This is a genomic window from Paraliomyxa miuraensis, assembly GCF_026337845.1.
GTDB classification, from domain to species: domain Bacteria; phylum Myxococcota_A; class Polyangia; order Nannocystales; family Nannocystaceae; genus Paraliomyxa; species Paraliomyxa miuraensis.
Genome location: NZ_JAOVZF010000163.1, coordinates 657,567 through 683,613 on the forward strand (window position 1 = coordinate 657,567; position 26,047 = coordinate 683,613).

25 protein-coding genes are annotated in these 26,047 nt (G+C 69.0%); 14 read left to right on the forward strand and 11 right to left on the reverse strand.

Features of this window, described 5'->3' with window-relative positions; genetic code table 11:
- Positions 1-6 precede the first annotated feature (6 nt).
- The 5 genes from OEB96_RS42680 (at position 7) to OEB96_RS42700 (ending at position 4,571) form a co-directional block, all read left to right on the forward strand.
- Positions 7-375, forward strand: a complete 369-nt coding sequence (locus tag OEB96_RS42680) for a hypothetical protein (protein ID WP_266222720.1) — start codon at positions 7-9, stop codon at positions 373-375.
- A gap of 339 nt (positions 376-714) precedes the next feature.
- A complete protein-coding gene (locus OEB96_RS42685) occupies positions 715-1,962 on the forward strand; it encodes a hypothetical protein (RefSeq protein ID WP_266222721.1) in 1,248 nt (415 codons plus the stop codon).
- 5 nt (positions 1,963-1,967) lie between these two features.
- A complete protein-coding gene (locus tag OEB96_RS42690) occupies positions 1,968-3,512 on the forward strand; it encodes a DUF1501 domain-containing protein (protein ID WP_266222722.1) in 1,545 nt (514 codons plus the stop codon).
- 20 nt (positions 3,513-3,532) lie between these two features.
- Positions 3,533-4,147 (forward strand): hypothetical protein, encoded by a 615-nt coding sequence (locus OEB96_RS42695; RefSeq protein ID WP_266222723.1) that lies wholly within the window; start codon positions 3,533-3,535, stop codon positions 4,145-4,147.
- Positions 4,148-4,364: 217 nt separating this feature from the next.
- Complete coding sequence (locus OEB96_RS42700; RefSeq protein ID WP_266222724.1) at positions 4,365-4,571, forward strand: hypothetical protein; 207 nt, start codon at positions 4,365-4,367, stop codon at positions 4,569-4,571.
- Positions 4,572-4,699: 128 nt separating this feature from the next.
- Here OEB96_RS42700 and OEB96_RS42705 read toward each other — a convergent pair whose 3' ends face one another.
- Positions 4,700-5,989: a KamA family radical SAM protein gene (locus tag OEB96_RS42705; protein ID WP_266222725.1), complete on the reverse strand. Its 1,290-nt coding sequence runs from the start codon at positions 5,987-5,989 to the stop codon at positions 4,700-4,702.
- A gap of 66 nt (positions 5,990-6,055) precedes the next feature.
- Between OEB96_RS42705 and OEB96_RS42710 the strand changes: the two genes are divergently transcribed.
- From OEB96_RS42710 to OEB96_RS42720, 3 genes are all read left to right on the forward strand, one after another.
- Positions 6,056-6,985 (forward strand): DnaJ C-terminal domain-containing protein, encoded by a 930-nt coding sequence (locus OEB96_RS42710; RefSeq protein ID WP_266222726.1) that lies wholly within the window; start codon positions 6,056-6,058, stop codon positions 6,983-6,985.
- Positions 6,986-7,126: 141 nt separating this feature from the next.
- Positions 7,127-8,371, forward strand: coding sequence for a hypothetical protein (locus OEB96_RS42715; RefSeq protein WP_266222727.1), 1,245 nt, complete (start codon positions 7,127-7,129; stop codon positions 8,369-8,371).
- A gap of 126 nt (positions 8,372-8,497) precedes the next feature.
- On the forward strand, positions 8,498-9,262 hold the full coding sequence (locus OEB96_RS42720; RefSeq protein WP_266222728.1) for an SDR family oxidoreductase: 765 nt from the start codon (positions 8,498-8,500) through the stop codon (positions 9,260-9,262).
- Between the two features lie 24 nt (positions 9,263-9,286).
- Here the strand turns inward: OEB96_RS42720 and OEB96_RS42725 are convergent, their stop codons facing one another.
- From OEB96_RS42725 to OEB96_RS42735, 3 genes are all read right to left on the reverse strand, one after another.
- The gene (locus OEB96_RS42725) at positions 9,287-9,595 is read right to left on the reverse strand and encodes a DUF1272 domain-containing protein (protein ID WP_266222729.1); all 309 of its coding nucleotides are present in this window, start codon (positions 9,593-9,595) and stop codon (positions 9,287-9,289) included.
- Between the two features lie 173 nt (positions 9,596-9,768).
- Entirely contained in the window at positions 9,769-11,328 is a 1,560-nt protein-coding gene (locus OEB96_RS42730) for an AAA family ATPase (RefSeq protein ID WP_266222730.1), read from the reverse strand.
- A 203-nt stretch (positions 11,329-11,531) separates the two neighbouring features.
- Positions 11,532-12,098, reverse strand: a complete 567-nt coding sequence (locus OEB96_RS42735; RefSeq protein WP_266222731.1) for an NADPH-dependent FMN reductase — start codon at positions 12,096-12,098, stop codon at positions 11,532-11,534.
- 264 nt (positions 12,099-12,362) lie between these two features.
- Between OEB96_RS42735 and OEB96_RS42740 the strand changes: the two genes are divergently transcribed.
- Positions 12,363-13,541, forward strand: coding sequence for a DUF4440 domain-containing protein (locus OEB96_RS42740; protein WP_266222732.1), 1,179 nt, complete (start codon positions 12,363-12,365; stop codon positions 13,539-13,541).
- Between the two features lie 90 nt (positions 13,542-13,631).
- Here OEB96_RS42740 and OEB96_RS42745 read toward each other — a convergent pair whose 3' ends face one another.
- The 4 genes from OEB96_RS42745 to OEB96_RS42760 all read right to left on the reverse strand — a co-directional run bounded on the left by OEB96_RS42745 (position 13,632) and on the right by OEB96_RS42760 (position 17,634).
- On the reverse strand, positions 13,632-14,267 hold the full coding sequence (locus OEB96_RS42745) for a hypothetical protein (RefSeq protein ID WP_266222733.1): 636 nt from the start codon (positions 14,265-14,267) through the stop codon (positions 13,632-13,634).
- A 29-nt stretch (positions 14,268-14,296) separates the two neighbouring features.
- On the reverse strand, positions 14,297-15,868 hold the full coding sequence (locus OEB96_RS42750; RefSeq protein WP_266222734.1) for a DUF6345 domain-containing protein: 1,572 nt from the start codon (positions 15,866-15,868) through the stop codon (positions 14,297-14,299).
- 958 nt (positions 15,869-16,826) lie between these two features.
- A complete protein-coding gene (locus tag OEB96_RS42755) occupies positions 16,827-17,384 on the reverse strand; it encodes a DUF6036 family nucleotidyltransferase (RefSeq protein ID WP_266222735.1) in 558 nt (185 codons plus the stop codon).
- On the reverse strand, positions 17,365-17,634 hold the full coding sequence (locus OEB96_RS42760) for a hypothetical protein (RefSeq protein WP_266222736.1): 270 nt from the start codon (positions 17,632-17,634) through the stop codon (positions 17,365-17,367). The genes OEB96_RS42755 and OEB96_RS42760 overlap by 20 nt, the downstream gene beginning before the upstream one ends.
- Before the next feature lie 285 nt (positions 17,635-17,919).
- Here OEB96_RS42760 and OEB96_RS42765 point away from each other — a divergent pair, with 285 nt between their 5' ends.
- A complete protein-coding gene (locus tag OEB96_RS42765) occupies positions 17,920-18,594 on the forward strand; it encodes a hypothetical protein (RefSeq protein WP_266222737.1) in 675 nt (224 codons plus the stop codon).
- A gap of 79 nt (positions 18,595-18,673) precedes the next feature.
- Here the strand turns inward: OEB96_RS42765 and OEB96_RS42770 are convergent, their stop codons facing one another.
- Positions 18,674-19,522 (reverse strand): hypothetical protein, encoded by an 849-nt coding sequence (locus OEB96_RS42770; protein WP_266222738.1) that lies wholly within the window; start codon positions 19,520-19,522, stop codon positions 18,674-18,676.
- Between the two features lie 93 nt (positions 19,523-19,615).
- Between OEB96_RS42770 and OEB96_RS42775 the strand changes: the two genes are divergently transcribed.
- From OEB96_RS42775 to OEB96_RS42785, 3 genes are all read left to right on the forward strand, one after another.
- Complete coding sequence (locus OEB96_RS42775; RefSeq protein WP_266222739.1) at positions 19,616-21,220, forward strand: protein kinase domain-containing protein; 1,605 nt, start codon at positions 19,616-19,618, stop codon at positions 21,218-21,220.
- Positions 21,221-21,316: 96 nt separating this feature from the next.
- The gene (locus OEB96_RS42780) at positions 21,317-22,702 is read left to right on the forward strand and encodes a hypothetical protein (RefSeq protein ID WP_266222740.1); all 1,386 of its coding nucleotides are present in this window, start codon (positions 21,317-21,319) and stop codon (positions 22,700-22,702) included.
- An 83-nt stretch (positions 22,703-22,785) separates the two neighbouring features.
- Positions 22,786-23,535, forward strand: a complete 750-nt coding sequence (locus tag OEB96_RS42785; protein WP_266222741.1) for a hypothetical protein — start codon at positions 22,786-22,788, stop codon at positions 23,533-23,535.
- Positions 23,536-23,550: 15 nt separating this feature from the next.
- On the opposite strand, the gene OEB96_RS42790 is transcribed toward OEB96_RS42785, so the two are convergent.
- Positions 23,551-24,948 (reverse strand): NHL repeat-containing protein, encoded by a 1,398-nt coding sequence (locus OEB96_RS42790; RefSeq protein WP_266222742.1) that lies wholly within the window; start codon positions 24,946-24,948, stop codon positions 23,551-23,553.
- Positions 24,949-25,027: 79 nt separating this feature from the next.
- A complete protein-coding gene (gene cutA, locus OEB96_RS42795; protein ID WP_266222743.1) occupies positions 25,028-25,348 on the reverse strand; it encodes a divalent-cation tolerance protein CutA in 321 nt (106 codons plus the stop codon).
- Positions 25,349-25,398: 50 nt separating this feature from the next.
- On the opposite strand from cutA, the gene OEB96_RS42800 reads away from it, so the two are divergent.
- On the forward strand, positions 25,399-26,013 hold the full coding sequence (locus OEB96_RS42800; protein ID WP_266222744.1) for an NUDIX hydrolase: 615 nt from the start codon (positions 25,399-25,401) through the stop codon (positions 26,011-26,013).
- The last annotated feature ends 34 nt before the right edge of the window (positions 26,014-26,047 follow it).

Consider the following 26,047-nt stretch of genomic DNA (forward strand, 5'->3'; position numbering starts at 1 on the left):
GCGATCATGGGGATGCATGGCGTGACGCTCGGGCTGGTGGGGCTGTTGACCGCTCACGTTCCCTTGCCCGAGCTCCCCTCCTCGCCCGAGTGGTCGCCCGGCATCGGCTACGCCGTGTCCCGTCTCCAGCGCGATCGCGGGGCCGAGGCCACCGCCGAGGCGCCGACCACGAGCCTCGTGCCCCGCCTCCCCCCGCCGCCCACCGACCTGCAGCGGGTCCAGGGCTCGCCCGGCGCCCGCGGTCTCCACGTGGCGGCCGCGATGGCGGCGCAGCTCGCCATGATCGTGGCCGGGGTGATCGCCGTCCGCGAGCAACGCGAGCAGCTCCGACGCGAGCGCGAGCGCGCACCGGCCCCCTACCGCCCCTATCGTTGATGTCGATCGCGTGGGCTCGCCAACATCGAGCACTGTGACAGTGGCAGTTGTGGGAGCGCTCGCCGCCCAATGAGCCACGATCGATGCCGACTTGGTGAACCATCCCCCGGTCGCAGCAGCTCGATCCCTCTGCCCTGAAAGCCCCGAGGAACGCCGGAGAACCGGCGTTCTCTGTAATCGGTGGTCAGCATCACACCAAACGAATTGGGTGCCCCAAGGTAGGTGATGTGCGATACTTCGTCAGGAGGGAGGGCGAATGCGACTCTGGTCTGGATTTCGGACCAAGTCGTGGCGGCACCGTATCGCCGCAGAGGCCCCCATTTTGCACGGAGGACCTACGTGCGTATCCACGTTCACTTCTCGAGCATCGTCGTCGCGGCCAGCCTGGCCCTGGGTCTGACCGCCTGCGACGACCAAGACGGTGGCCGCCCCGATCCAGCCGAGGGCGGAGCCAGTGAGGATCCGGAGCAGGACGCCGAGCCCGCCGACGACGGCGCGGCCCAGGCCGAGGATCCCCCGCCCCGCGTCGCCGACGAGCCCTTGACCACCGAGCAGGTCCGCACCTACCTCGCCCGCGTGGCCCCGGTCATCGCGGGCCGCTCGCTCACCTACGACGAGTCCCAGATGATCGCCGACCTGGGCGAGGACGCCATCGAGCCCATGATCTCCGGCTGGGTCGGCGAGCCCGGCTTCGCCGAGGCCATCCGCTACCTCATCCAGGAGCAGCTCCACGCCAGCGGCGAGCGCGAGGGCGTCGACTACGAGCTGCCCGGCAACCTCGCGGCCGAGATCGCCCGCGACGGCCTGCCCTGGTCCACCATCCTCACCGCCGACTACTGCGTGGACGCGGCCGGCGAGCACATCGACTGCGACACCGGGGCTCCCTACGCCGCCGGCGTGCTCGCGACCCGGGCCTACCTCATCTCCAACAAGGGCCGATTCAACCTCTCGCGCGCCAAGCTGATGCTCGAGACCTTCGCCTGCCGCGTGTACCCGATGGAGCAGGCGATCCAGATCCCGCTGCAGAAGCCGGTGCTCATCCCGATGTTCCGGGCCGAGAGCGCCGAGGAGCAGGTGGTCGAGGAGGCCCAGGGCGGGTTCGGCAACGGCAACGGCTGCTACACCTGCCACAGCCAGTTCAGCGCCCACGCCCAGCCGTTCGTCAAGTTCGACGCCGACGGCATCTGGCGCGAGGAGGCCACCGGCCAGCAAGATCCCTACGGGGAGCTCGGCCGCTCGTTCGACGGCCTCTACGCCTCGCACCTGTTCGACCCCTACGAGGCCGCCGACGAGGCCACCCAGATCTTCGGGCAGCGCGTGGCCAACCTGCGCGAGGCCGGCGAGGTCATCGCCGACAGCGAGCTGTTCCCGCAGTGCACCGTCAAGAACCTGGTCGCCCACGCGTTCGACCTCAAGGCCGGCGCCAGCGACGACATCAGCAAGGAGCTCGTCACCTCGGTGGCCGCCCGGATCACCAGCACCGACGACGACCCCAGCATCGCCGACTACGTGGTCGAGGTCTTCACCAACGAGCAAGTGATCGACGCCGTCGTCGCTTCGCAACTGGATCAAGGTTTGGGCGAGTGAACGCCATGGCCAAGCATTCCAAGCCACTCATCGAGTCCGTCCACCCCCTGCGCCGCCGCGGCTTCCTCAAGCTGGCCGGCGCCATGATGGGCGCCCCCGCGATCCCGGCGGCCGTGCGCTTCGCCGTCAACGAGCAGCTCATCGGCGAGGCCAAGGCGTTCGAGGAGGCGGGCAACCTCCCCACCTACTTCGTGGAGATCAACCTCCGCGACCAGTGGGACTTCATGCACGTGTTCGTGCCCCCCGGTCTGGCCACCCACACCGGCCTCATGCGCGGCGGCTCGGGCGACCAGTGCACCCTGTTCTACGGGCCCGAGCAGCTCAGCCAGCACCCCGGCAATTTCTATCTCACCCCCGACTCGGCCGCCCTGGCCCCGCACCTCGACGACATCGCGGTCTGCGAGCTGTTCGAGATCTGCACCGGAGCCATCCACGGCCACGAGGCGGTCAACGCCATGCGATCGCCCGGCCGCTCCAAGCAGTCGGGTCCCGGCAAGGCCGCCGTGTGGGAGAACGAGCCCGGCTACACCGAGCAGGGCAACGACTACTACTACTCGTCCAGCCCCACGCCCGCGTCGCTGCACAACTACTACCAAAAGCAGCTCAGCTCCGGCCTGCGCAACGGCGTCACCCTCAAGTACATCAGCCGCGCCCACTCCATCTGCCACTACGGCGCGGGTCTGGCCGACGCGGAGCTCACCCGCATCCAATCGGTCGATCTGCTGTTCCAGACCTTCCCCGACACGGTCGAGGACCTCAACGTCCTGCCCACCCCCGAGGAGGCCCAGCTCCTGTCCACCGTGATGGAGCGGGTCGACGAGCGCTTCTTCGACCGCTACGGCTTTGCCGGCAGCGCCCGCACGCGCCACGCCACCAACCTCGCCGAGGCCGCGGGGCTGTGGCACACGGGCGAGGTCAAGATCGTCAGCATGCCGCTGAACGACGAGGAGCGGGCCTACTGGGGCGAGGGCGTGCCCGACCAGGTGGGCGACAACAAGAAGGCCAACATCTGGGAGCAGGCCGCCTGGGCCTACAAGCTGCTCAGCAACGACGTCACCCGCACGGTCGCGCTCGAGTTCGACTACCTCGACGTGCACGAGACCCGCGGCCAGGACGTGATGAACAAGATGGGCTTGCAGTGCGCGCTGCCGCTGGCCCGGCTCATCGAGAGCTTCAAGGCCGCGGGGATGTGGGAGCGCACCACCATCGCGATCTTCAGCGCCGACGGCGGTCGGGCGCCCTCGGCCAACTCCTACGGCAACAGCGGCAAGAACACGCTCGTGCTCGCGGGGGGCAACGTCAAGGGCGGCTACTTCGGCGACATCGGCGTGGCCGGGGACAGCGGCAGCGGCCACTCCTACAACTACCGTGTGCCCGACCCCGTCACCGGCAACCCGATGGGCCCCGTCACCGACAACAGCAACCGCCTCAATGGTGCGCATGCGTGGCGGACGGTGATGAAGGCGCTCGAGATCCCCGACGAGATCATCAGCCCCTACCCCGACGTGGCGGGCACCCAGCCGCTGGGCTTCATGCTGAACAACGTGTGAGCGAGTACGAGGGCGTAGCGATGGCGAACCGACACCACACGACCCTGGCCCTGATCCTGGGCCTGTGCCCCGGGCTCTCCCTGGGCTGCTACTCCGGCCTCGACCACGCCCCCGAGGGCGGCGGCGACGGCCAAGCCGATGGCGCCGACGACGGTGGTCAAGCCGACGAGGACGGTGGCACCCCCCAAGACCCCGCGCCCGAGGGACCGGAGGCTCCCTTCCGCGTCCCCGCCGACGAGGCCCGCCTGCTGCCGTTCCCCGTGCGCATGCAGAACCTGGCCCACGTCACGGGCCAGAGCCTCGACCACCCGATGTTCCTCGCGCTCTACGACCTGCGCTACCAGCTCGGCGACCACGACTTCGCCTCCGGGGTCGCCCCCGATCTGCGGTGGTCGTCCGAGAAGATGCAAAACTGGGTTCGTGGCCTCAAGCCGGTGTGCCAGTCTGCGGAGATGCAGCAGGCCTACCCAGATCTGCTCACCGATCCCCGCCCGCTGATGCGGCAGGCCTGGGGACACGAGCCCACCGTCGAAGAGGTCGAGGCCCTCGCCGACCTCCAGGGTGTGACTCCCGAGGAGCAGTACACGGTGACCTGCATCGCCGTGCTCACGGCGTTGGACTTCGTCTCGATCTAGCCCTCGTACGCCCCCAAGGCGGGCGCGCAAATGGCGGACGGGGGTGGAGAGATCCCGGGATCTCTCCACAGTTCCGTGATCCGATCGACGATCACACGCCAAAATTGCAGTTTTTTTGACAAACGTGACCTCGGGTTCCTCGCGGATTCACGCGTGAGCGTCATGCTGTCCTAAAGGGATCATCTTTGCAGATCCCTTTCACGCGGGAGACATGAGGATGGAACCCCACGACGACGAGCAAGCCGCTGCCCTGCTGCACGCGGCCGAGCGCAGCCTGTTCGATGCCACCGTGCGGCTCGAGCAAGCCCTGGCTGCGCTGGGCCACACGCCCCGGGTCAAGGGCAATACGCTGGAACAGGCCCGACTTTGGTCGAGCTTGATCCAGGCCGGGCTGGACAAGCTCGGCCGCCGGGTCGCCGCCTGAGCCCTACTTGCCAGATCGCGCCACGGCGCGTGGGACCGACTCCCGGGTCGGCCACGGGGGTGCTCGTCCGAGTCGAGCCATCGCGAAGAGGTCGGATCCATGGGGATCCGGCCTCTTCTCGTCTGGGCTCAACGATGGATGGTAGAGCCCCGGAACAGCCGTCGCAGGCCACGGACCGCAGCCGAAGCCTCGTGCCACAGCGCCCGGGCTCCGTGGTGCGCAAGGGCTCTCGCAGCATCCCAGGCCAGGGCTCGGTCCTCGCGATCCGGCTCTGGCACCTCCTGTGAAGGCCCGGGCTCTCGCAGCTGCTCCTCGTACTCGTGCAGTCCGCCGTCCCAGGTCTCGAAGCTCCAGCATCGTCCCTCTCGCCCCCGCACGAACGAGGGACCCAGCGGCACCTTGCCGTCGCCCCCGGGGAGATCGAGGACGTAGTGGGGTATGCACAGGCCCGACACGCGACCGCGCAGTCCCTTCACCAGGGCCTGGCCCTCGTCGAGGCTGGTCCGGAAGTGGGAGACGCCGCGGGTGAGATCACAGTGGTGGAGGTAGTAGGGCTTCGCACCCAGCGTATAGACCAGCTCGCGAACCAGCGTCTCCATGGTCTGCGGGTCGTCGTTGATCCCCCGCAGCAGCACGCTCTGGTTCAGGAGCATGAACCCGGCCTCGCGAAGCAGCCGACAGGCCTCGGTCGCGGCCATGGTGATCTCTCGCGGATGATTGAAGTGGGTCACCACCACGGTGACGAGACGCCCGCGAAGGGCTCGGACCAGCTCCGGGGTGATCCGCGTGGGCAGGGTGACGGGGACCCGCGTGTGCACCCGCAAGAGCCGCACGTGGTCGATGGCCTCGATGCGGGACCGCAGGCGCTCGAGCTGACCGTCGGACAGGGTCAGCGGGTCCCCGCCGGTGAGGATGACCTCGCGGATCTCCGGGTGCTCGGCCACGTAGCGCAGCGCCGGCTCGAGCCGGTCGAGCGCCACGCCGCGGTCGTCCTCGTTGAGCGCCTCCTTGCGGAAGCAGTGCCGGCAGTACATCGAGCACACGTAGGTCGGGTACAGCAGCACGCGATCGGGATAGCGGTGGGTCAGGTGCGGCACCGGGCTGTGCGCCGCGTCGCCGATCGGATCGGGGCGCTCGCCGGGCAGCGGCCGCAGCTCGTCGGCCGAGGGCACGGCCTGGCGACGAATTGGATCGTCGGGATCGCTCCAGTCGACGAGCTCGAGGTACGAGGCGGGGATGCGAACCTTGTAGGCAGTGGCCGCGGGGCGCAGGTGCTCGTGCTCCTCGGGGGCGAGCGGGAGCCGGCGTAGATCGTCGGCACGGCGCACCCCCGCGCGCAGGTCCTCGGCCCACGGAGCCCCAAGGGGTCGCGGCCGTCGCTCGCTGCGGGCCTGGGGCTTGGGGACCGCTTCGCTCATGGGCCGCAAGCATACCGATCGGGCGGGGCCGCGCTCGGCGCTGTGCTCGGGCTATCATGAGCCGACGTGCGGGACCTCTACCAGGCACTCGGCCTCGAGCCACGGTCGAGCGGAGCCGAGGTCAAGAAGGCCTATCGCGAGCTGACGCGGCGCTTCCACCCGGACCTGAACCCCGGGCGACCGTGGGCGACCGAGCGCTACAAGGAGGTCGTCGAGGCCTACGCGGTGCTCGGCGACCAGGGCAAGCGCTCGCTCTACGACGAGTTCGGCGAGGTCGCGTTCACGCGGGGATTCGACGCGGAGCGAGCCCGCCGCGCCCGCAGCCAGGTCCGCCCCCCCGCGAGCGCCACCACCGAGGACGAGCCCGGCGACTCCGGCCTGTGGAGCCGCGAGGTGATGGACTTCGCCGATCTCGAGGCGGTCCAGCGCACGCGCTTCGACGACTTCCTCGAGCGGCTGTTCGGGCGCGGGGGCAACGACGCGGGGCACGACGAGGAAGGCCTGGATCTCCGCGCCACGCTCACCCTGCGAGCGAGCGAGACCATCGCCGGAGGAACGCGACGGGTTCGCTACCCGCGGGCCAACGGTGAGTGGACCTCGACCGAGGTGGAGATCCCGGCCGGCATCATGGCCGGCGCCACCATGCGCCTGCCCGGACGCGGCGAGCCCGGGGATCCGCCGGGTGCGCTGCTGCTCGACATCGCGGTCGAGGCCGACCCCGGGCTGCGGCTCGAGGGCAACGACATCCACGTCGAGCTCGACGTGCCGCTGCGGACGCTCTACGAGGGTGGGCGCGTCGAGGTGGTGGTGCCGTTTGGGCGCTTCGAGGTCAAGGTGCCGCCCGGGACGGCGCCGCACAAGCCGCTGCGGCTGCGCGCGCAGGGGCTGCCCAGGGGTGGGGACGAGCGCGGCGATCTCATCGTGGCGCTGCGGATGGTGATGCCGCCGGCCGCAGACCCCGAGCTGCTCGCGGCGCTGCGGCGTCTGCAGCGGTGATCGCTGGCGATCGGTGGCCCCGCGGTTCGCCGTACGGCGTACGTCGGCGTGCCGCATGAACCCCGCACGCGCCATGGTGCGGCCGGCCGGTCCGTGTGCCACGCCGTGCACATGGCAGTGGATCGACGGTTGGATGGAGACATGGTCACCGGCGCGCCGCGACTGCGCGCGCCGGTCCCATGGCGGATGGCGTGGCTGGTGCCGCTGGCGTGCGGCGCGATCGCGTCGTGCAACACGCCCCGGCACGTCGCCGAGGTTCCGTCGCTCGGTGGTCCCATGATGAGCGGGTCGTCGTGGTGGATCCCCCAGAGCCCCTGGACCAGCGGCTTGCCCTGCGGTGCGGACGACGATCCCGTGCCCAACGTCGACATCGACGATGACGGCGTGGCCGATGGCTTCGCGCTCGGCCGTCCCACCACCGACGATCGGGGCCACACGGTGCAGCTGGTCTGCATCCACGCCGAGGCGCACCTCATCGTCGACGGCAAGAGCGTGGGCAAGTGCCCGTGGCTCGGGGGGCGCAACCACGTCTACGCCTACTACGAGGACGAGGACTGCGACGGCGACATCGACGACCACGAGGGCAACGGGCGACCGGACGAGCTCGGCTGGACGGTCCTGGTCTCGATGGACGGTCCCCTGCCGCCGATCCGAAACGTGAGCCTCGGCGAGTGGGCCATGCACGAGGGTGAGGTCGTCCCGATCACCGCGGAGAACTACGCCGAGCTCGAAGACGACGAGGGGCGTCCGATCGACAACGATCGGGACGGGCTCGTGGACGTGACGGCCTACGACTACCACGGCGAGCTGGTCACCAAGCGGCACTTCGAGATCGACCCGAACACGGGGGTGATCACGGAGCACGAGGACGACGAGGTACGCTTCGAACCGACCGCGCCGTATCTCGTTCCCGACGACATCCGGCCGTACCGGCGCCGCGTGGCGGCGGGTGGACGCGTGCCCAGCGTTGGGCTCGCCAGCGTGGGCTTCGCCCGTGCGTCGCGCCTGGATGCCGCCGCCAACGTGCCGATGGATGCCGACCAGCTGCCGCCAGGGATGGTGTCGCAGACCAGCCAGCTGCTCGCGGGGGCCGGGGCGCCGCACGAGATCGCGGTGCGGATCGTCGACGGCCTGCCGCTGGGGATCGTGACCATGCGCGGCGGCTTCGTGCTCCGCTACGTGCCGCTGCGGAGCACGGGATCGATCCGGCTGCGCATCGACGCGAGCACCCGCACCGACCGCGGATGGGCGGGGGTGCCCACGGTGCTGCTCGATGGGGATCTGATGGCAGGAGCGGTGCAGGAGGTGGGAGGGGCCGTGATCGTGGATGTGCGGATCTCGGCCGCGCATGGCGGCGAGCTCGAGGTGCGGTTCGGGGAAGGGTAGCGGGTGAGCGGGTCCCGCGGTCCGGTAGGCCAGGCAGGCTGCGGGAGTGGTTCCTCGAATCTTCACGGCAAGAATCGGGTCGTGCCGGCCGGCGGCGAACGCCATGGTTCCCGGCACGAACCCACCATGAGCGTGCTACTCGACAAAGTCGCAATCATCACCGGAGCGAGCTCCGGCATCGGCCGCGCGGCGGCCAAGCTGTTTGCCCGGGAAGGCGCCGCGGTGGTCGTCGCGGCCCGGCGCCGCGCGGAGCTCGACCTCCTCGTCGACGAGATCACCCGAGCCGGTGGCCGTGCCGTGGCGCTCGCCGGAGACGTGGCCGACGAGGCCTTCGCGAGCGCCCTGGTGGCGCTTGCCATCGAGCGCTTCGGCGGCCTCGACGTCGCCTTCGACAACGCCGGCACGCTCGGCACGATGGGGGCTACGACCGAGCTCACCGCGTCGGAGTGGGAGCGAGCGCTGGCGGTCAACCTGACCAGTGCCTTCTTCGCGGCCAAGCACCAGATCCCCGCGATGCTGGCGCGAGGTGGCGGCTCGATCGTGTTCACGTCCACGTTCGTGGGCCACACCGCGGGCATGCCGGGCATGGCAGCCTATGCCGCCAGCAAGTCGGGCCTCATCGGTCTGACCCAGGCGCTCGCGACCGAGTTCGGGCCCCAGGGCATCCGCGTCAATGCGCTGCTGCCGGGCGGCACCGACACCCCGATGGGCCGGGTCGTCGCGAGCACACCCGAAGCGCTCGACTTCGTTCGCCGCCTGCACGCGCTGCGACGGATTGCGTCCCCGGAGGAGATCGCCAGGTCCGCGCTCTACCTCGCCTCGGACCAGTCGAGCTTCACCACCGGCATCGCGCTGCTCGCCGATGGTGGCGTCTCGATCCATCGCGGGTGAGGCGACCCCGGTCGACCCATCGCGTCAGCGCTCGTGCGGTGGGATGCCCGCGAGCGCGGCCACGAGCCGAGCATGCGCGGCGAGGTCGACCGGTCGGTGCCTGACGCGGTCGCTGGCGGGGTACGCTCCGAGGGAATTGCCGCCCTTGTGGTCCTTCGCCGGCCGCACGGGCCGCGGCACGAAACCCCCGCCGCAGTTGGGGCAGATGCCCTCGAGCACCCCGTCGACGCACGCCGCACAGAACGTGCACTCGAAGCTGCAGATGCGCGCGTCGAGCGACTCGGGCGGCAGCGGCATGTTGCAGTGCTCGCAGGTGGGTCGAAGCTCCAGCATTGCGTCTTCCGTCGGCGGCGACGGGCCAACGACGATGTTGCCACTTCACGGGTAGCTCTGGAAGTACGTGAGCTTCGACGTGCCGGAGAACGGCGAGAATTGCTTCGGGTCCGTGTTGCTGGTGATCTCCGGCAACGACTGTGGCTGAGGCTCCCCGAATTGGGCTCGCCCCCTCAGCACCCGACCACGAGCACCCGCTTGCCGCGGTGCTCGACCGCACGGGTGGTCAGCCGCTCCGCCCAGCTCGCGGTCGAGCGCAGGTCGAACATCACCAGCCACCCTTCCTCGAGCCCCGCGTGGTCGAGATACCGCGCGATCTGATCCAGCGCTTCTTCCTCGGTCTCGGTGTCGCGCCGCAGCTTGACCTCGATCGCATACCGCCGGCCTCGCCACTCGATCACCAGATCCAGCGCCCCGCGCCCCAGGCCGTACTCGCGCTCGATTCTCCCGCCACCATTGACCACCCGCTGCAGGAACGCCATGAGCATGAGGTGCGGCCCGGCCTCGCGGTAGCGAAAGCCCTCGGCCGCCAGGTGCCCGTCCTTGCGCCAGAACACCTGCCAGTCGGCCATCAGCTTGGGCATGTCGAGGGCACCGTCGGAACGCACGTACCAGGCGGGCTCGTTGGCGATCTGGCCCTGCTGGGCGTGGGTGAGCGCGCGGGGCAAGACCTCCTGGTAGATCGGATTGGCAATCTCCCACTTGCCGGCTTGCCAAACCACCAGGCCCAGGCCCACGACGTAGGCGAAATCGTCGTCGAACACGTCATGGGAAGCGCGGTCGCCCACCAGCATCGGTGCGAGCACTCGCCGTGCTCGATCCTCGCGCAGCCGCGCCACCAGCGAGTCGATGTGCGTACGCCGCTCGAGGATGATCGTCTCCTTGGCTGCCTCGACGTGTTCGGCCGTGATCTCGACCGTGCGATCCTTGACGTCGCGCCGGACGACCTGGTCGGCGAGCGCATTGGTCAGCCACGGGTGCCCGCGACCCAGGTCCCAGATGCGGGCCACCGCCTCGGGCGTGAATCGCTGCCCGGTGGCCGTGGTGTGCTGCTGCAGAAGCTCGCTCACCTCCGGCTCGGTGAAGGGCCCGAGGGTGGTGGCCTCGGCGGTGATGTTGAACGGCGAGGTGGTCCCCAGCCACGCGAGCGCCTTGCGGTCTTCCTCGCGCAGCGCGTAGTCCCGCACCTGGCGCTGGCCCACCAGCACCACGCTGGCCGGGAACGGCACCCGGCTGCGCTCGATGTAGCCGTGACGAAGCTGCGTGAGGAACGAGACCATGGCCTCGCCGACCAGTCCGTCGGACTCGTCGAGCAAGAGCACCAGCGGCTGCGGTGAGTGCTGGGCGAGACGGGTGAGATAGGCCAACAGCGCGCTGTCGGGCTTGGCCAGCATCTCGCCGATCTCCGTGTTTCCGGGTCGGGGGAGCTCGGGGTGGCGAAACTCGAGCGCACGATCGAAGGCCGCGAGGATCGCCGTCATCGCTCGGACCACGTCGGGCTTCTCGCGAGCCGTCTCGAGGTCGACCCACAACGAACAGAAGCGGCCGCTGGCCCCGAGGTGCTCCTCGAGCCACATCGCGCTGGTGGTCTTGCCGGTCTGTCGGCCCGCGTGGAGCGTGAAGTAGCGCCGGCTCTCGATGAGCTCGAGCACGTCCTCGAGCCGGCGCTCGGGGGGGAGCATGTAGTGCTCGCCGGGGATGCACGGGCCGGAGGTGTTGAAGTACGGGAGCATCGGGGAGCGTGGCGCTCGCTACGGGCGGCTTGGTGGGCGGAACGGCCAGGGCAGCATAACACCGCGGTGCCGCCCATTCTCTCGATTGCCAGGTCCGCGCTCCATCTCGCCTCGGACCAGTCGAGCTCCACCACCGGCATCGCGCTGCTCGCCGACGGTGGCGTCTCGATCCACCGCGGGTAGCCCGAGGCGGCGTGACTCGCTCAACCGCGCACGAATGCCGCGAACCCTTCCATGAAGCCCGCGAGGTGCCTGGCGAGCTTCTCGTCGACGAGCTTGCCATCGGCGTCGAACACCGTGCCCGCGCTCGCAGCGTAGAGCTGCTTGCCGAACCACGCGCGCGCCCCGAGCGTGCGCAGCACCGGCAGCCACGCCGTCTGCGACAGGCGGGTGCCGCCGGGGCCGGGCGTGGCGCCCATCATCGCCACGGGCTTGTCGCCGAACACCTTGCGGATGTCGGCGGACGGCCGCGAGAGCCAGTCGATCGCGTTCTTGAGCACCCCGGGGATCGAGTTGTTGTACTCGGGCGTGACGATGAGCAGACCATCGGCGTCAGCGATGCGATCCTTGAGCCTCGCCACGGGCTCGGGGATCCCGTGCTCGTGCTCGAGGTCGCCGTCGTAGAGGGGTATGCCAGCGATCGTCTCGATCTCCACCGTCGTGCCCGCCGGAGCGTGCTCCGCCGCCGCACGCAGGAGAGCCGCGTTGTACGAGCCCTTGCGCAGGCTGCCGGCGATGCCGACCAGCCTCGTTCCCTCCTCGTTCGCCATCGGAGCTCCTCCGGCGGCCCTGCGGACCGCGCGACGATAGGATACACCAGCCGAGCCCGCGTGCGATCATCCGTACCTTCGCGACCTGCACGTGTGCGTTCCGATCTACCCTCCAGGCTCCGCGGCCCCCGAGGTCTTCGCACACGTGGGCTACTGCGGAATGCCGGCGTGACCGGGGGGTGACATCGTCGGTTCACGGCGGTATCTACGGGACCGCCTTCCGTCCTCGCGAGTGATGGGTCGAGGGCTGCGTGAAGGAGTTCCATGATTCGCTTCCGCTTCCGCTTCGACGCCTTCGATCGCTTCGCGCTGGCGACGGCGCTCGCCGTTGCCGCCACCGCCTGTGCGACGACCTCGGCCTCGGCTCCCACCATCGACTCCGTTCTGCAGGCCCACGAGGACTCGCTGCGGGCCCATCGCGAGGGGGACTGGGAGTGGTTCGGTCGCGACATGACCGATCCCTCCCTGGTGGTGTCCAATGGCGAGGTCCTCCCCGTCACTCGCGAGCAGACACTCGAGCGCTTTCGCGACTACCTGGGACGCGCCGAATTCACGCGGTACGAGGATCTCGAGCCGCCCATCGTGCGCATGTCGCCGGACGGCCAGATGGCCTGGGTCATCGCGCGCGTAGTGGTCGAGGGCCAGGCGAGGCTGGACGACGGCCAGCACCGCGAGCTCGACTCGACCTGGGCATGGGCAACCCTGTACGAGCGCCGAGATGGGCGCTGGGTTCGTGAGGCCAACATCTCGACCCGCGTCCCGGAGCCACCCGACGACTCACTGGCCTCGCTGGGCTCGGGTCTCTCGGCGACGCCGTCGATGTCGGACGACGCACGTGCGCTGTGGCGTGAGGCCCAGCAGGCGATGGGGGGCGTGCTGGCGATCGAGGCGGTCCGCTCGCTCACCACGGTGGCCGCGGTGAGCACCCCCCATGGGCCCGGGGAGATGAGCCTGCAGTCGTTCGCCGATGGGCGCCTGATCTTCGATCAGCTCCTCTCCGATGGAAGGCGGCAGCGTCTCGAGGTCCTGCCCGGTGAAGACGGCGATCTCGTGGTCGACGAGGACGGAACCCGGCCGCTGGAGCCGGGACCGAGCGCCTTCATGCGCGGTCACGAATTCCATCGCATCGTGCTCGCCCCCGCCCTGCGCTTTGGGGACGGTCGGCTCGGTCATCCGCAGCGCTTCGATGGGCGCGCTTGCGAGGTCATCGAGCTCGTCGACGCGTTCGGCAAGCCCGTGAAGATGTTCATCGATGCTCGGACTCGGCTGCCAGCCGGGTTCGCCATGATCGAGCCGCTGAGCGAGGACGATGCTCCCATCACGGTCACGCTCTCCGACTGGAAGCCGTTTGGCACGCTGACGCTCTTCACCGCGCTGTGGGTCGAGCATCGGGGACAGCGCTACGACTACGACTATCGGACGATCGAGCTCAATCGGCCGTGAGCGTCAGCATCGAAGTTCGTCCGATTCCAACCCGATGACCGCTTCCTTGCGCTCATCGAGTACGAACGGGATCTCGGTGACATCGGCCGGTCACTGCGGCATCGAAAACTCCGCGACGAGCTTCGAGGTCCCGTGACCGGTCGAGGTCGAGTCGGTCGAGTCGGTCGAGGATCCATAGTAGTCGTACTCGGCGGAGAACATTCCATCTTCGCTCCACACCATCGAGGTCCAGATCTCCTCGGTCTGAAAGCTCATCAGTGGGACCAATCCCGGATCGAGATCCATGATCGCCAAGTCGATGGATTCGCCATAGTACCTCGAGTCGTCGCCTTCTCGGGATATCGTGACCGGAGTCGAGAGTTCGACCTCGCCATCGTCGAGTCGGACGAAGGAGACCCTTGCTTCCACGAGCAACGTGTCGGACTCGCACACCCGCGATCCACGGAGACGCTCGAATTCCCGGATCCTCGCCGTCGTCGGGTCGATCTCCGCGATGGCATCCACTGGTAGCTCCTGGCCCGCCCTGGGCACCATGACCACGTCCTCGCCATCCCACCAGGCCAGCACCCCACGACGGGGCTCGGCGAGCCACGCCATGTCCTGCTCGAGCGTCGTGCCCCATGGCAGGAAGGACTGCGGCGAGATCTCGACGTCTTCGTACGCGCAAGGGCCCCCTGGATCGCGATGGCAGCCTCCCACGATGGGCGAGAGCGAGGTTGCGAGCATCAACGCCGGTCCTGCACATTTCGGGGGCATCATCGTCGTGAATCTCCGGGATCGTCGACGGCACCGTCGGGTTCGAGGCGAGGATGAGGAACCGAATCGCTGACGAGTGAGACCCGCGACGAGTACCGTCGGGATACCACGGGCCTTGCTCCGTCAGATGTGTGGAGTATGATGTAGTCGACGGCCAGCTCGGGAGCGATGAGCGCGGATCTCGAAGGCCCGCCGGGCGAGACGAAACCTACGCGCGCGGTCTCGACCTCCATGCGCAGCATCCGAGGGTCGTTCGCCGCGACTTCCTGCTCGAGCCGCTCGAGAGCCGCGGCTGGTGTGCGATGCAGCGCGACCGCACCGATCTTGGTCACCTGCATCCCCGAGATGCCGAGCCGGCTGAGTTCACCGTACCGAGTAACCCCGATCTCCAACTCCGTGTCGAACACGGGATGGCCAGCGAAATTCCCGAACGTCGAAAAGAGGATCTCGAAGGGCACCGAGCCCGAGCCGATACCCGAGACGATCACCCCCGCCTCACGAGTACTCAACGAGAACGTCGAGCCACGTGGGACACCAAGCCAGTCCAGCTCATGGCCGTCGAGCACGGCCAGCGTGTCGTCCCGAACGCCTTGTGCAACCTCGAGGAACACCCGATGTCGCTCGGGAGCTGGTGCTTCCGATGGTCGCGGTCGGGCTACGTCTCGCGCATCGAGATGATCGATCACCAAGCGATCCGTGCTGGGATCGTATGCGATCTGGATTCGAGGTTCGCCCGGCAAGGTCATCACCGTGACGTCGACGTCACGGACGACGCGATTGGCCCATCTTTCGAGCTGTGCTCGTCGTTCTACTTCCACCGGCCGTCCCTGCATCAGCGAGACCAATGCGGAAGATCGCGCCACGAGTTCCCGGGCCGAGCGCTGTGGCCGTGTGATCTCGACGATCGGTAGCTCGGCTCCCGCTTGCAGCTCCGACTCGGAAAGGTCCTCCGGTGCAAGGCTCGAGCAACCCCCACAGTCGCGAGTACAACCGTTGTTGAGCCACTCGAAGAAGAAGGCATCGGCCGGCTCGCCCACGTTGTCAAGGAACCCGGCTCCGGAGGCCAAATTCGTGACCCCGTGCATCTCCATCGCATCCACACCCGTGACGCCCATCGTGAGAACGACGGGAGAGTTCCTACCGGGAACGAGATTGCGATCCATCTCGTCGAGCCACGCATCCTTGGTCGACTGACCATCCTGAGTCCGCTTGAAGACGTCCCGTGGCTCCCTGCCGCCGATGTGAGGGGAATCGTGGAAGCCGAAGATCTGGCGAGCGGCGTTCGGCTCGAAGTTGCGCCACAGCTCGTTTCCGGTCGTCAGGAGCGTACAGGAGGTCAAGAGCATCACAGCCGCCGCCGTATCGCCCGAGAGTCGTCCAAGCCGTGCGTGCTTCCGAGTCTCCAACCTGCACTCACCATTATCGGAGGGGCGCCCCCACTGGAGCTCGCCGGGCAGCCCGTGTCCGGCGTAGACGACCAAGCGGTGGGCGTCGCCGTACACGTCGTCGAGGCCCAAGGGCTCGACCGTCGCGTCCCAGAGGTCCTCCGGCCACGTGTCGTCGTCGACCAAGCGCAGCCCCATCCACCCCGCATCGTCGAGACGCTGCCGGAGCCGCCGTGTGACCGTGTTGAGTCGACTGCCCTCGCACTCGCCTCCGCCGTCGAACCTCACGCTCTCGCCGATGTAGTACGTGCGGTGATCGGCCACGGGCTCGCCGCCATCGCCGGTCTCGTCAGCCCCGATCCCGCCCGTCTCCGTGGTCACCTCGCTACCGTCGGTATCGGAGAGGTCGGTCGTGCCTCCCGTCGATGGAGGCGTTGGCGAGCATCCACATGGTCCGATCAGAACAGCGGCGACCAGCGCGTGCTCGAATCGGATCGACCAGCCCATGGACGTCGATCGTAGTGAGCTGGTCTCGAGATCTTCAAGCGAGGAATGCGGGGCGACGATCGTCGCCAAGAACCCCGTTCGTTCGCAGAGCGCTTCGCGCCGAAGGTACGCACATGAGGACCGGCCTCCGAGCCGCCGAAGCGCCGGCGCGAGAGGACTGGGTGCGAGCGACCGTCGCCCAGGGTGGCAGAGTGAGATGGAGATCGATCGAGGGCCCAAAACGGGGGCCCGGAGCGAACTGGAGATCGCTCGAGGGTCCAGAACGGAGGCCTGGAGGGAACTGAAGATCGATCGAGGGCTCAAAACGAGGGCCTCGATCGAAGTGAAGATCGATCGAAGGCCCGAAACGGGGCCCCGGATCGAACTGAGGATCGCTCGAGGGCCCGAAACGGGCTTTCGATCCAAGGAGACGCTCGCCGGGCGGCCCGAACGGCCGTGGCAAGGGCAACGAGAGCCGCACGAGGTTCAGCGCGGGGCTTCCGGATACGGCCGCGGCTACAAGGAAGACCATCGCCCAGGCGGAGATCTGGTTGCGGACGCTGCGCAGGTGGGTGATCGTTCGAGCCACGGATGGGGCACGAGCGAGAAAAGATCGGCTGGCTGCACGTATCGGACCTACAAGAGATCCACTCGCCCCTCACCCCACCCGCCGCTTCACCTCCTCCAGCGCCCGTCGAACATCATCCTCCCCAAGCCCTTCGGCGACCGCCTCGACCATCGGCTCCACCTCGCTCAGCTCGGCTCCCGCGCGTACCAGCGCCGCCGCATCGTCGAGATCATGCGGGCGCCCGGCGATGAGCTTCATCAGCACGAGATCCTCCGCCACGGGCACGCGCACCGATCGTCCGCCCATGGTCAGCGACTCGCAGCGGGACAGGAAGTGCTCCTCGAGGCCCGGTCCGCCGAGGACGAGGTCGACGGGCATCGTCGTGGCACGATGCACCAACGGAACCACTCGGGTCCGCGCCACGAAGCCATCCTGATCCGGCACCCGCAGCTCGAAATCCCCGGCGAGCCGGCTCACGATCTCGTGGGTCGTCACCGTGCCGGGCAGCACGGTGACATCGACATCGGCCGTCATTCGGCGGGCACCACGAATGAACGCAGCCTGAGCGCCGAACAGGTACCAACCAACGCCGAGCGCATCCAGAGCATGCCCGAGGTCGCGGACCACCTCATCGACCGGCGAAGACATGGGCAACCCGTCGGATCCGCTCAGCGAGCTCGACATGATGGGCGAGGTCCTCGGCGCGTTGCTCGGCACCGGGCCACGTGGGGTCGAGCGCGCGCGCATGCTCCCAAAGTCCGGCGCTCATGACGAGTGCAGCCAGTGGTCCCTGACGCAGCTGCTGCTCCACCCAGAACTGCTCCTTGGCCTCCCGCACCGCCATCCAGTCGCGGCTGCGAAACGCTCGCAAGGCCTCGGGATCGAAGGCGCCGCTCATCGGCTCCAGCATAGCGGATCGCAGCTGCCGCCCGCTGCGCCCCAGTCAGGAGCCCAGCCGGGCCCCCACATCGCCTCCCAGACGTGGCATGGTGGTGCCGTGCGCAAGTGGTGGCTGGCCCTGGTTCCCCTGGCGTGTGCATCGACCGACGCCCCCCCTCGCACGGGATCGACCCCGACGGCTACGGTGAACGCGAGCGCGCCGAATGGCCACGAGGCCCCGCGAAATCGCAAGGCAACCCGTGCGGAGCGGTGTGACGCCAAGGCGATCGACACCATACGTGCGGTGCTCGACCGCCTCTCCGAGCACGGCGTGCGGGCGGATCACGTCGCCGACTGCCAGCCCGAGCAGGCGACGTGCCCCGCCGAGTACGGACCGCTCGCGGCCGGCGACGCGTGTCAGATCATCGCGCACCGCCGCGATGGCTGGTGGGACGTCGACATCGTACCTCGACCAACCATGGGCGCACCCACGCGGATCGAGGCCACGACCCGCGTTGCCGGCACCGTGGATCGGGTGAACGTCGGCGGCAGCACGTGGGCGGTGATCGACGGCGTACGGATCGAAGGACGAGGCGAGCATGCATGGCATACCCACGGCGGGGACGCAGCTCGGATCGGATCGGCCGAGCTCGAGGTGACCAACGACCGCAACGACCCCGTGACCCTGCGGCTCGTGTACGCACGCTGGCTCACCGCGTTCTCGTGCGAGCTGCCCCGCGAGGAACGATCGCGACCGAAGGTGGCCGGGATGGCCGTGGGATCCGAGCTGGTCGAGGGAGCGATGACCGCGGAGATCCCCGCTCGTGCCACGCGCACGGTGACCGTGGGGCACGAGGCGCAGGAGGCCTACTCGGCCTCGTGCGAGCGGTTCGCGACGGCGGTGACGCTGGACATGGACGGCGAGCGGGTGGAGGTGATCGCGGAGCACGAGGTGATGCGGGAGGAAGAGCTGGACTGAGGCGCTCGACCGGACCCCGCATCACCGACCATTCGGTCTACCTTCCCTCGCCATCGGGACTGCTGAAGGCGACCGCAGATCACATCGCGGTTCCGTGTCTTCGTCGCAAACCGACGATCAGCAGCACCAGCAGCCAGCCCCAACCATCGACCTCACGCCCACCCCCGACCGAGCACCCCGCGTGCCCCTCGATCCCCCGCAGCTCGCCCTGCTCCACGCCATCGCGCCACCATCGAGCGGTACGCTCGGGATCGCAATCGGTCGCTCCGTCGTAGCGGATCTCCACGCGGTGCTCCCCCGACCACAGCTCGACGTTCCCACCCAAGGGTTCCTGCGCACAGCGATCGCGATCGAACTCGAGGCCCGAGCTCCGAATCCGCACGGCCCCCTGCCCTTCGGCCGCGAGCCGTCCGTCGGCGTACCAGCGCCGCTGCGCATCGACCCGCCCCTGCACGTCGATGGCGATCCACCTCGACCCCGGAGCCAGATCCTCCATGGGCGTCTCCGAGGTCACCCGCAGGTCGAGCTCGAAGCGCGGCTCGTCCTCCGTGCTCACGCGCGTCCGCCCCGTGATGCGGGTTCGTGCATCGCCGAAGTCGTGCAAGCGAGCACGGATCTCGTCGTGCGCGGTGATCCTCCGCGCCCACCCGGTGCGCACCGTGCCCGATCCATCCGTGCAGCCGCCCGTCACGATGGTGAAGACCCCATCCTGCTCGACCCGGGGGCAGTCGCCTTCGCCCTCCCCGACCGCGGAGAGCAAGACCGCGATCGTGTGGAGGACGTCGGGTCTGGCCAGCCCCTCCCACACGAGCACCTCGGACGCATCGACGAACTCGGCGGACGGTGCCCGGCGAACGAGCGGACGGCTCGCGCTGCAGGCGGACACGACCGCGACGAAGACGAACGGAACGATTACCCGAGTGGTCACCGTGGCTCGCTGGACCCGCGCCCAGCCGTGAAATCTGCCGAAATCGTATCCCTACTACCGCCTACGCCCCAACCCCCGCGCTACAGTCTCCCCATGCCCTCCGACCCCCCCGACACCCTCTACGCGCCGTACACGCAGCGGGAGGTCGGCGGACAGGGCGACGATGTCGACGAGCTGCTCGCATCGGTGCTCGAGCGCGAGGGCCCCCGCGTCACTCGCATGCGCAACCTGGACTCCGGCGGCATGGGTCGCATCGAGGTCGTTCGCGATCGCCTGCTGCAGCGCGAGATGGCCCGCAAGGTGCTGCACCCCGAGCTCGGTCGCGACGCCCGAGCCGTGCGCCACTTCCTGCGCGAGGCCCAGATCACCGCCCAGCTCGATCACCCGGCCATCGTGCCGGTTCACGATCTCGCGCTCATCAACGGCGAGCTCGAGTTCACGATGAAGATGGTCCGCGGTCGCACGCTGACCAGCCGCATCGACGCGCTCCCCGAAGGCCCGCTGGCCCCGGAGACGCTGGCGGAGCTGCTCGGGGTGATCATGCGGGTGTGCGACGCGCTGGCGCTGGCCCACGCCAAGGGCGTGCTCCACTGCGACATCAAGCCCGACAACATCATGATCGGCGACTGGGGCGAGGTCTACTTGATGGACTGGGGCATCGCCCAGCCCTGCGAGCCCAGCACCAGCACGGCCGGGGGCGCCCCCGAGCGCATCCGGATCTCGGTCGGCGAGCAGGGACCAGGCGTCGTCGCGGGCACGCCCGCGTACATGGCACCGGAGCAGGTGCTGGGCGAGGCCCTCGACCCTCGCACCGACGTGTTTGCGATGGGCGCGGTGCTCTACCAGCTCGTCACCCGCCATCCGCCCTACGAGGCCCGCACGGTGATGGCGGTGCTCCTGCTCGCCGAGGACGGCGAGGTGGTCCCCCCCAACGAGGCGCATCCCGACGCGAGCGTGCCCCGGGCCCTCGAGCAGATCATCATGCGCGCGCTGGCCAAGCACCCGAGCGAGCGCTACGCCCGGGTCGAGGATCTCCGGCTCGCGCTCCAGCAGTTCTTGCTCGGCGGCACCGAGTTTCGTCGGGTGCGGCTGCGGCCGGGGCAGTACGCGGTCCGCGAGGGCGAGCCGGGCAACAGCGCCTACATCGTGGAGCGCGGCCGCCTGCGCGTGTACAAGCGCTTCGGGGACGAGGAGCGAACCCTCCGCACGCTGGGGCGCGGCGAGGTGTTCGGGGAGACGGCCATCCTGGCCGAGTCGCCCCGCACGGCGTCGGTGGTGGCCATCGAGGACACGTGGCTGGTCGTCGTGACCCGCGACACCCTCGAGCGCGAGATCGACGGGCTCAAGGCGTGGGTCGGGGTGTTCGTGCGCACGCTGGCGCGACGCTTCAAGGAGCGCGAGGACGATGCGGCACGCACCCCGGCGCCACGGGCTCGCGCGTCCTCGGTGCAGCCGGTCGAGCTCGCCAACCTGGTGCTCATGCACCTGCTCACCTGGGGCTCCCGCGACGGGGGCCGGCTGATCCTGCCCTGGGATCGCCTGGCCGAGGAGCTGATGCAGCTGACCGGGGCCGATGCCGCTGCGCTGTGGGAGGCGGTCCAGGCCCACCCCGAGCTCCAGATCGATCTCGTGGCGGACCGGATCGCGTGCACCGATCCAGCCGCGCTACGCCGCCGGCTCCACCACGAACGCCGCTGACGGCACGTTCGGGCGCAATCGGGCCCCCCACGTGACGGGGCCCCTTCTCGCCACCTACGATGGGCCGGGGGGAAGACGACGATGATGCGAGCCTCGATGATCCCGATGGCCCTGATCCCGGCGGTGGCGCTGGCCGCCGCCTGCGGCGACGACAACGATGCCACGTTCATCACCGGCACCTCGAGCCCGACGACTTCCATTCCGACGATCCCGAGCACCACGTCGAGCACGGCGGCCGACGAGACCATGACCGTCCTCGACGTCGGCAACGGCAGCGCCACCGAGGGCATGGCCGAGGGCGGCTGCAACGGCGACGACATCACCCCGCCCAACGCGATGCTCCAGGGCACCGTCTACGCGCCCAACCTGGAGATCCCCATCAGCGGCGCGCTGGTCTACGTGGCCGACCAGGCGGCGGATCCGGTGCCCGACGAGGTCTACTGTGCCGAGTGCGTGGAGCTGACCTGCGACGCCAACTACACGCTGACCGAGGCCGACGGCAGCTTCCAGCTCCCCGCGGTGGCCGGTGTCGGCAAGCACCTGGTCGTCCAAAAGGGACAGTTCCTGCGCGACGTGGTGATCGACGTGCAAGAGGGCTCCAACGTGGTCCCGCCCGACCAGAGCAACCTGCCCGGGGAGTGGAACCCGGCCGCGGGCATGTGGATCCCCCGGATCGCCGTATACGAGACCGATCCCGACCAGGTCTTCAACGTGCTGGCCAAGTTCGGACTGGGCGAGGTCTCGGCCAGCGGCACGCTGATCCCCGGCACCGAGCGCTTCGACCTCGTGCCCGACACCGACCAGGGCGCGTTCATGGACGACCTGGTGGCGATGAGCCAGTACCACATCATCTTCGTGCCCTGCGCCGCCACCAAGTTCTGGATCGGTGCCCCCGGCGTGCCGGCCCAGCGGGCGCAGAACATCCGCGACTACGTGGAGGCGGGCGGCAAGTGGTATGCGACCGATCACTCCAACGAGTACATCGAGGCGCCGTTTCCCCAGTATCAAGAGTTCTACAACCCCGCGATGCCCGACATCCAGCCGGCCTACGACGTGAGCGGCACCATCGCCGACCCCGAGCTGCTGGCGTGGCTCGAGGCGCTGCCCCCCGCGCTCAAGGACATCGGCGGCGGCAACCCCAACCTCTACTCGCTGCCCTCGGTGGAGCTGCGGCTGAACTACACCGGCATCGAGACGGTGCACGACGTGATCGTCCAGGACGACGAGGGCAACGACGTCAACGTGGGTCACCACACGTGGGTCACCGGTCCCTGCACGAGCTGCACCACCGATCCGGCCACGTTTCGCGCCATGGCCGTCAGCGGCGGGTGGGGCTGCGGCCGCATGATGTACAGCACGTTCGAGAACTCGAGCATGGCGCACCAGGGCCTCAACCCGCAGGAGCTGGTGCTGCTCTACATGATCCTCGAGATCGGCGTGTGCCACGACAAGCCGCCACCGCCGGTTCCGCCGGTGGGCTGAAGCCGAGAGTCGATGGGCGCGGGATCGACCTCGCAAGATTTGCCGTGGGCATGCATGCAGCGGCTCGGCTACGATCGAGGCTCATGCGCGTGAGCAGGGGGGCATGCGCTCGTGGATGGCTGCTGGGGCTGGCCTTGGCGCTCGCGTGTACCGACGACGGCGGGAGCGATGGGGTCGACGATGCGAGCGACGAGCCGCCGTGGCCGCTGCCGCGTACGTGCGTGCCGCCGCCGGGAATGGGCAGCCCGGTCGACATCGAGGAGCTGGTGGCGCTGGTCGATGCGCTGCCCAAGCCCACCAGCCTGGCGTGCGTGCTCGAGAGCCTCGATCGCCCGCTGTCGCTCTACGCGTCGTCGAGCGTGGCCGGGGCCCAGCCCGCGCTCGGGATCGACAACCCGCGCCTCTTCCTGCTGACGGGCGACCTGACGCTGTCGATGACGCTCCACGGCACCCACGAGGTCCTCGAGATCGCGCAGGCGATCGGCGATCGACGCTCGATCAAGGCGGAGCTGCTGTTCCCCGTGGACGAGCCGCTGGCTCCCAGCGCTCCCTACGACGCGGTCGCGTTCGGGAGCAACGGGACCGCGTGCGGCCTGTGCCACGGCGAGGAGACCCGGGTGGCCGAGATCGACTACACCACGGCCTGGGCCTCGGACGCGTACCAGGACGACCCCGAGCAGACGGTCTCGGTGTCGTTCCTGCGCCAGCATGCGATCGAGTGCGACCACGAGGCGAATGCCCGCCGCTGCGAGCGACTCGACGCGCTGTTCGGCCACGGCGAGGTGGTGCAGGGGGATCTGGACCGAGAGTCGCTCATCTGCCACCCGTTCTGAGTTCGGCGCCGGGATTCAGCCCGCGGGCGGGTTGCAGGTCACGCTCGTCAGCTGCCCGCCCGCCATGTCCGAGTACGTGTAGGGACTATTGAGCCCGTTGAAGGTCTGCACCGCATAGGTATTGGGATCGATCTTGTGTGCAGTGGTCCCCCCGAGCAGCACGGCCCAGATGTAGCCGTCGAAGTCGACCGCGATCCCGCGGTAGAGCCCACCTTCGGGCAGCGGGATGGTATCGCCGACCACCATCGTCTCCATGTCGATCCACCCCACGCCACCGGTGGTCGCGGTCCAGATCCGCCCCTGCTGGTCTTGCGCCACGCCGCTGCCGCCCGATCCGGGCAGGCTGCCGATCTTCTGCGCCCACATCCCGGCCACGGGGTCGTAGCGGCTCCCCGAGTCGACCCACACCCGACCGACGGTATCGACCGTGATCCCGTACGAGCCGCCCGGGAGGGTCTCGTAGTCGAGCGTGTCGTACTCCACGTGCACGATCGTCCCCGCCGACCAGATGTACATCCACAGGTCGTTGTCATAGTCGACCGCGCCGCCGTAGGGCCCCAAGGTCGAACCGCAGGTGACGTCGGGCATGTGCAGCTCGTCGAGCACCATGCCCGTCTCGCCGTCGAGCCGATACACGTAGATGCCATTGGCACCCGTACACGGCCAGGTGGCGCCCGGCGTGCCCAGACCAGCCGCGGTCCACACCATCTGATCCTCGAACTCGCAGGTCACGGGGTTGTAGGTGCCCGAGGTCCACGCGACCGGTCGCTGGGTGGTCGCCTGCGGATTGGGGGTGTGCCATGCAACGCACTCCTCGTTGGCAAACGGCAGCATGCTGCCCGCACCTCCAGCCGAGGTGTCGATCATGCCGTTGCCGTTGCCGTCCACGCAGTCCTCGTGCAGCGCGTGGAACTTGGTGACGCCACCCATGCGGTTGGCCACCGCGACCGCGCGTCCATCGATGCTCACGCTGGTCCGCGACGGGTTGCCGCTGTGATCGGGCCGGGTGTAGTAGCGCCCCTCCTCGGTCATCGTGCGGGTGTCGATCTTCGAGATCGTGGCCTCGTTGCTGTTGGCGATCCAGATGTAGCTCCACTCCGACTCGCCGCACGCCAATTGCTGACAGCCGCCGTTGCCGCCATCGGGCAGCGTGCCCACGTCGAAGATCGGCCCGTCGCCTCCGCCCATGGTGGTCTCATCGGCCTGGCCGGTCGTGGCGGTGGTGGTCGCCGAGGCCGAGGCGTCGGCCGACTCGGTCGCGTCACCCGAGCCCTGACCGGTCGCGGTGGGCTCGGTGGCGGACCCGGCCGTGACCTCGGCCGATCCCGCCTCGAACGGATCCTCCGGTGCGGGATCACCACACGCCATCGCCAGGGGAATGCACGCCACCATCCATCGCCGATCGATTGCCATTGCCAGTCCTTCGCGTGCGATCCTCTCGCGAGGTCGTCCCCCGGACAAGTTCGAATTGGCTTGGGTTCCCTCAGGAAAGCTAGCCCTCGCAGCACTCGTCGATCCAGCGCAGGAACTCCTCGGTACCCGCGACCAGCGGCACCGCGACCACCTGCGGCAGCTCGTAGGCATGGAGCTCGCGCACGGCCTTGGCCACCGCGTCGAAGCGATCGTGCCGGGTGAACAGGCTGACCTGCCATTCCTCCGACTCCTCGACCCCGCCCTGCCAGCGATACCAGGTGCGCAGCGCCGCGACCTGCCCCGAGGCGGCCAGGCGCTTCTCGACCAGGGTCTGGGCGATGGTCTCGGCCTCTTGGCGGCTGCCCGTGGTGACCTTCACGACGACGTGCTCGACCGACATGCCTCACGATAGCCCAGCCGCCTCGAGGCCGGTATCTTCGATGGGCTCTCGTGACCTCTCTGAACGCCATTCGTCGTACGCTCGCGAGCGCTCCGGTGGAACCCGAGCCACCGTCGCGCTCGATGGCCGCGGTGGCGATGGCGCTGGCCGGCGAGCCCGATGCGCTCGCGCTGTGCTTCATCCTCCGGGCCACCCGGGCGAGCGATCGGTGGTCGGGGCAGATGGCGTTTCCCGGCGGCAAGGCGGAGGCCGGCGATGCCTCGGCCCGGGCGGTGGCGATCCGCGAGGCACGGGAAGAGGTCGACCTGCGGCTCGAGCACGCCGAGCTGCTGGGTGCGCTGCCGAGCGTGTCGGTGAGACCGGCGGGCACGCTCGGAGTGATGCAGCCGTTCGTGTTCTATCTGGGGGCCGAGCCTCCGCCGCTGCGACCTCACGCGGGTGAGGTGGCGGATGCGTTCTGGATCCCGCTGCCGCACCTGTGGGACGAGCGCAACCGCGGCACGATCGACTGGGAGCACCAGGGGCAGACGTGGCGCTTTCCGGGGATCCGCTTCGGCGGACACGTGATCTGGGGGCTGACGCATCGGGTGCTGACGCAGTGGGCCGAAGGGCTGGGACGGCCGCTGCCGACGGCGAGGGATCCAATGCAGCAGCGGGTGCGGTGAGCGGCCGCCATCCGATGGCGCACGTGATCGATGC

What these genes read in the sequence shown, in the direction of transcription:
- OEB96_RS42680 (WP_266222720.1), top strand. Translation starts at nt 7, where the DNA reads ATGGGGATGCATGGCGTGACGCTCGGGCTGGTGGGGCTGTTGACCGCT.
- OEB96_RS42690 (WP_266222722.1), top strand. Translation starts at nt 1,968, where the DNA reads ATGGCCAAGCATTCCAAGCCACTCATCGAGTCCGTCCACCCCCTGCGC.
- OEB96_RS42695 (WP_266222723.1), top strand. Translation starts at nt 3,533, where the DNA reads ATGGCGAACCGACACCACACGACCCTGGCCCTGATCCTGGGCCTGTGC.
- OEB96_RS42700 (WP_266222724.1), top strand. Translation starts at nt 4,365, where the DNA reads ATGGAACCCCACGACGACGAGCAAGCCGCTGCCCTGCTGCACGCGGCC.
- OEB96_RS42705 (WP_266222725.1), bottom strand. Translation starts at nt 5,989, where the DNA reads ATGAGCGAAGCGGTCCCCAAGCCCCAGGCCCGCAGCGAGCGACGGCCG.
- OEB96_RS42715 (WP_266222727.1), top strand. Translation starts at nt 7,127, where the DNA reads ATGGTCACCGGCGCGCCGCGACTGCGCGCGCCGGTCCCATGGCGGATG.
- OEB96_RS42720 (WP_266222728.1), top strand. Translation starts at nt 8,498, where the DNA reads ATGAGCGTGCTACTCGACAAAGTCGCAATCATCACCGGAGCGAGCTCC.
- OEB96_RS42725 (WP_266222729.1), bottom strand. Translation starts at nt 9,595, where the DNA reads ATGCTGGAGCTTCGACCCACCTGCGAGCACTGCAACATGCCGCTGCCG.
- OEB96_RS42730 (WP_266222730.1), bottom strand. Translation starts at nt 11,328, where the DNA reads ATGCTCCCGTACTTCAACACCTCCGGCCCGTGCATCCCCGGCGAGCAC.
- OEB96_RS42735 (WP_266222731.1), bottom strand. Translation starts at nt 12,098, where the DNA reads ATGGCGAACGAGGAGGGAACGAGGCTGGTCGGCATCGCCGGCAGCCTG.
- OEB96_RS42740 (WP_266222732.1), top strand. Translation starts at nt 12,363, where the DNA reads ATGATTCGCTTCCGCTTCCGCTTCGACGCCTTCGATCGCTTCGCGCTG.
- OEB96_RS42745 (WP_266222733.1), bottom strand. Translation starts at nt 14,267, where the DNA reads ATGCTCGCAACCTCGCTCTCGCCCATCGTGGGAGGCTGCCATCGCGAT.
- OEB96_RS42755 (WP_266222735.1), bottom strand. Translation starts at nt 17,384, where the DNA reads ATGTCTTCGCCGGTCGATGAGGTGGTCCGCGACCTCGGGCATGCTCTG.
- OEB96_RS42760 (WP_266222736.1), bottom strand. Translation starts at nt 17,634, where the DNA reads ATGAGCGGCGCCTTCGATCCCGAGGCCTTGCGAGCGTTTCGCAGCCGC.
- OEB96_RS42775 (WP_266222739.1), top strand. Translation starts at nt 19,616, where the DNA reads ATGCCCTCCGACCCCCCCGACACCCTCTACGCGCCGTACACGCAGCGG.
- OEB96_RS42780 (WP_266222740.1), top strand. Translation starts at nt 21,317, where the DNA reads ATGATCCCGATGGCCCTGATCCCGGCGGTGGCGCTGGCCGCCGCCTGC.
- OEB96_RS42785 (WP_266222741.1), top strand. Translation starts at nt 22,786, where the DNA reads ATGCGCGTGAGCAGGGGGGCATGCGCTCGTGGATGGCTGCTGGGGCTG.
- OEB96_RS42790 (WP_266222742.1), bottom strand. Translation starts at nt 24,948, where the DNA reads ATGGCAATCGATCGGCGATGGATGGTGGCGTGCATTCCCCTGGCGATG.
- cutA (WP_266222743.1), bottom strand. Translation starts at nt 25,348, where the DNA reads ATGTCGGTCGAGCACGTCGTCGTGAAGGTCACCACGGGCAGCCGCCAA.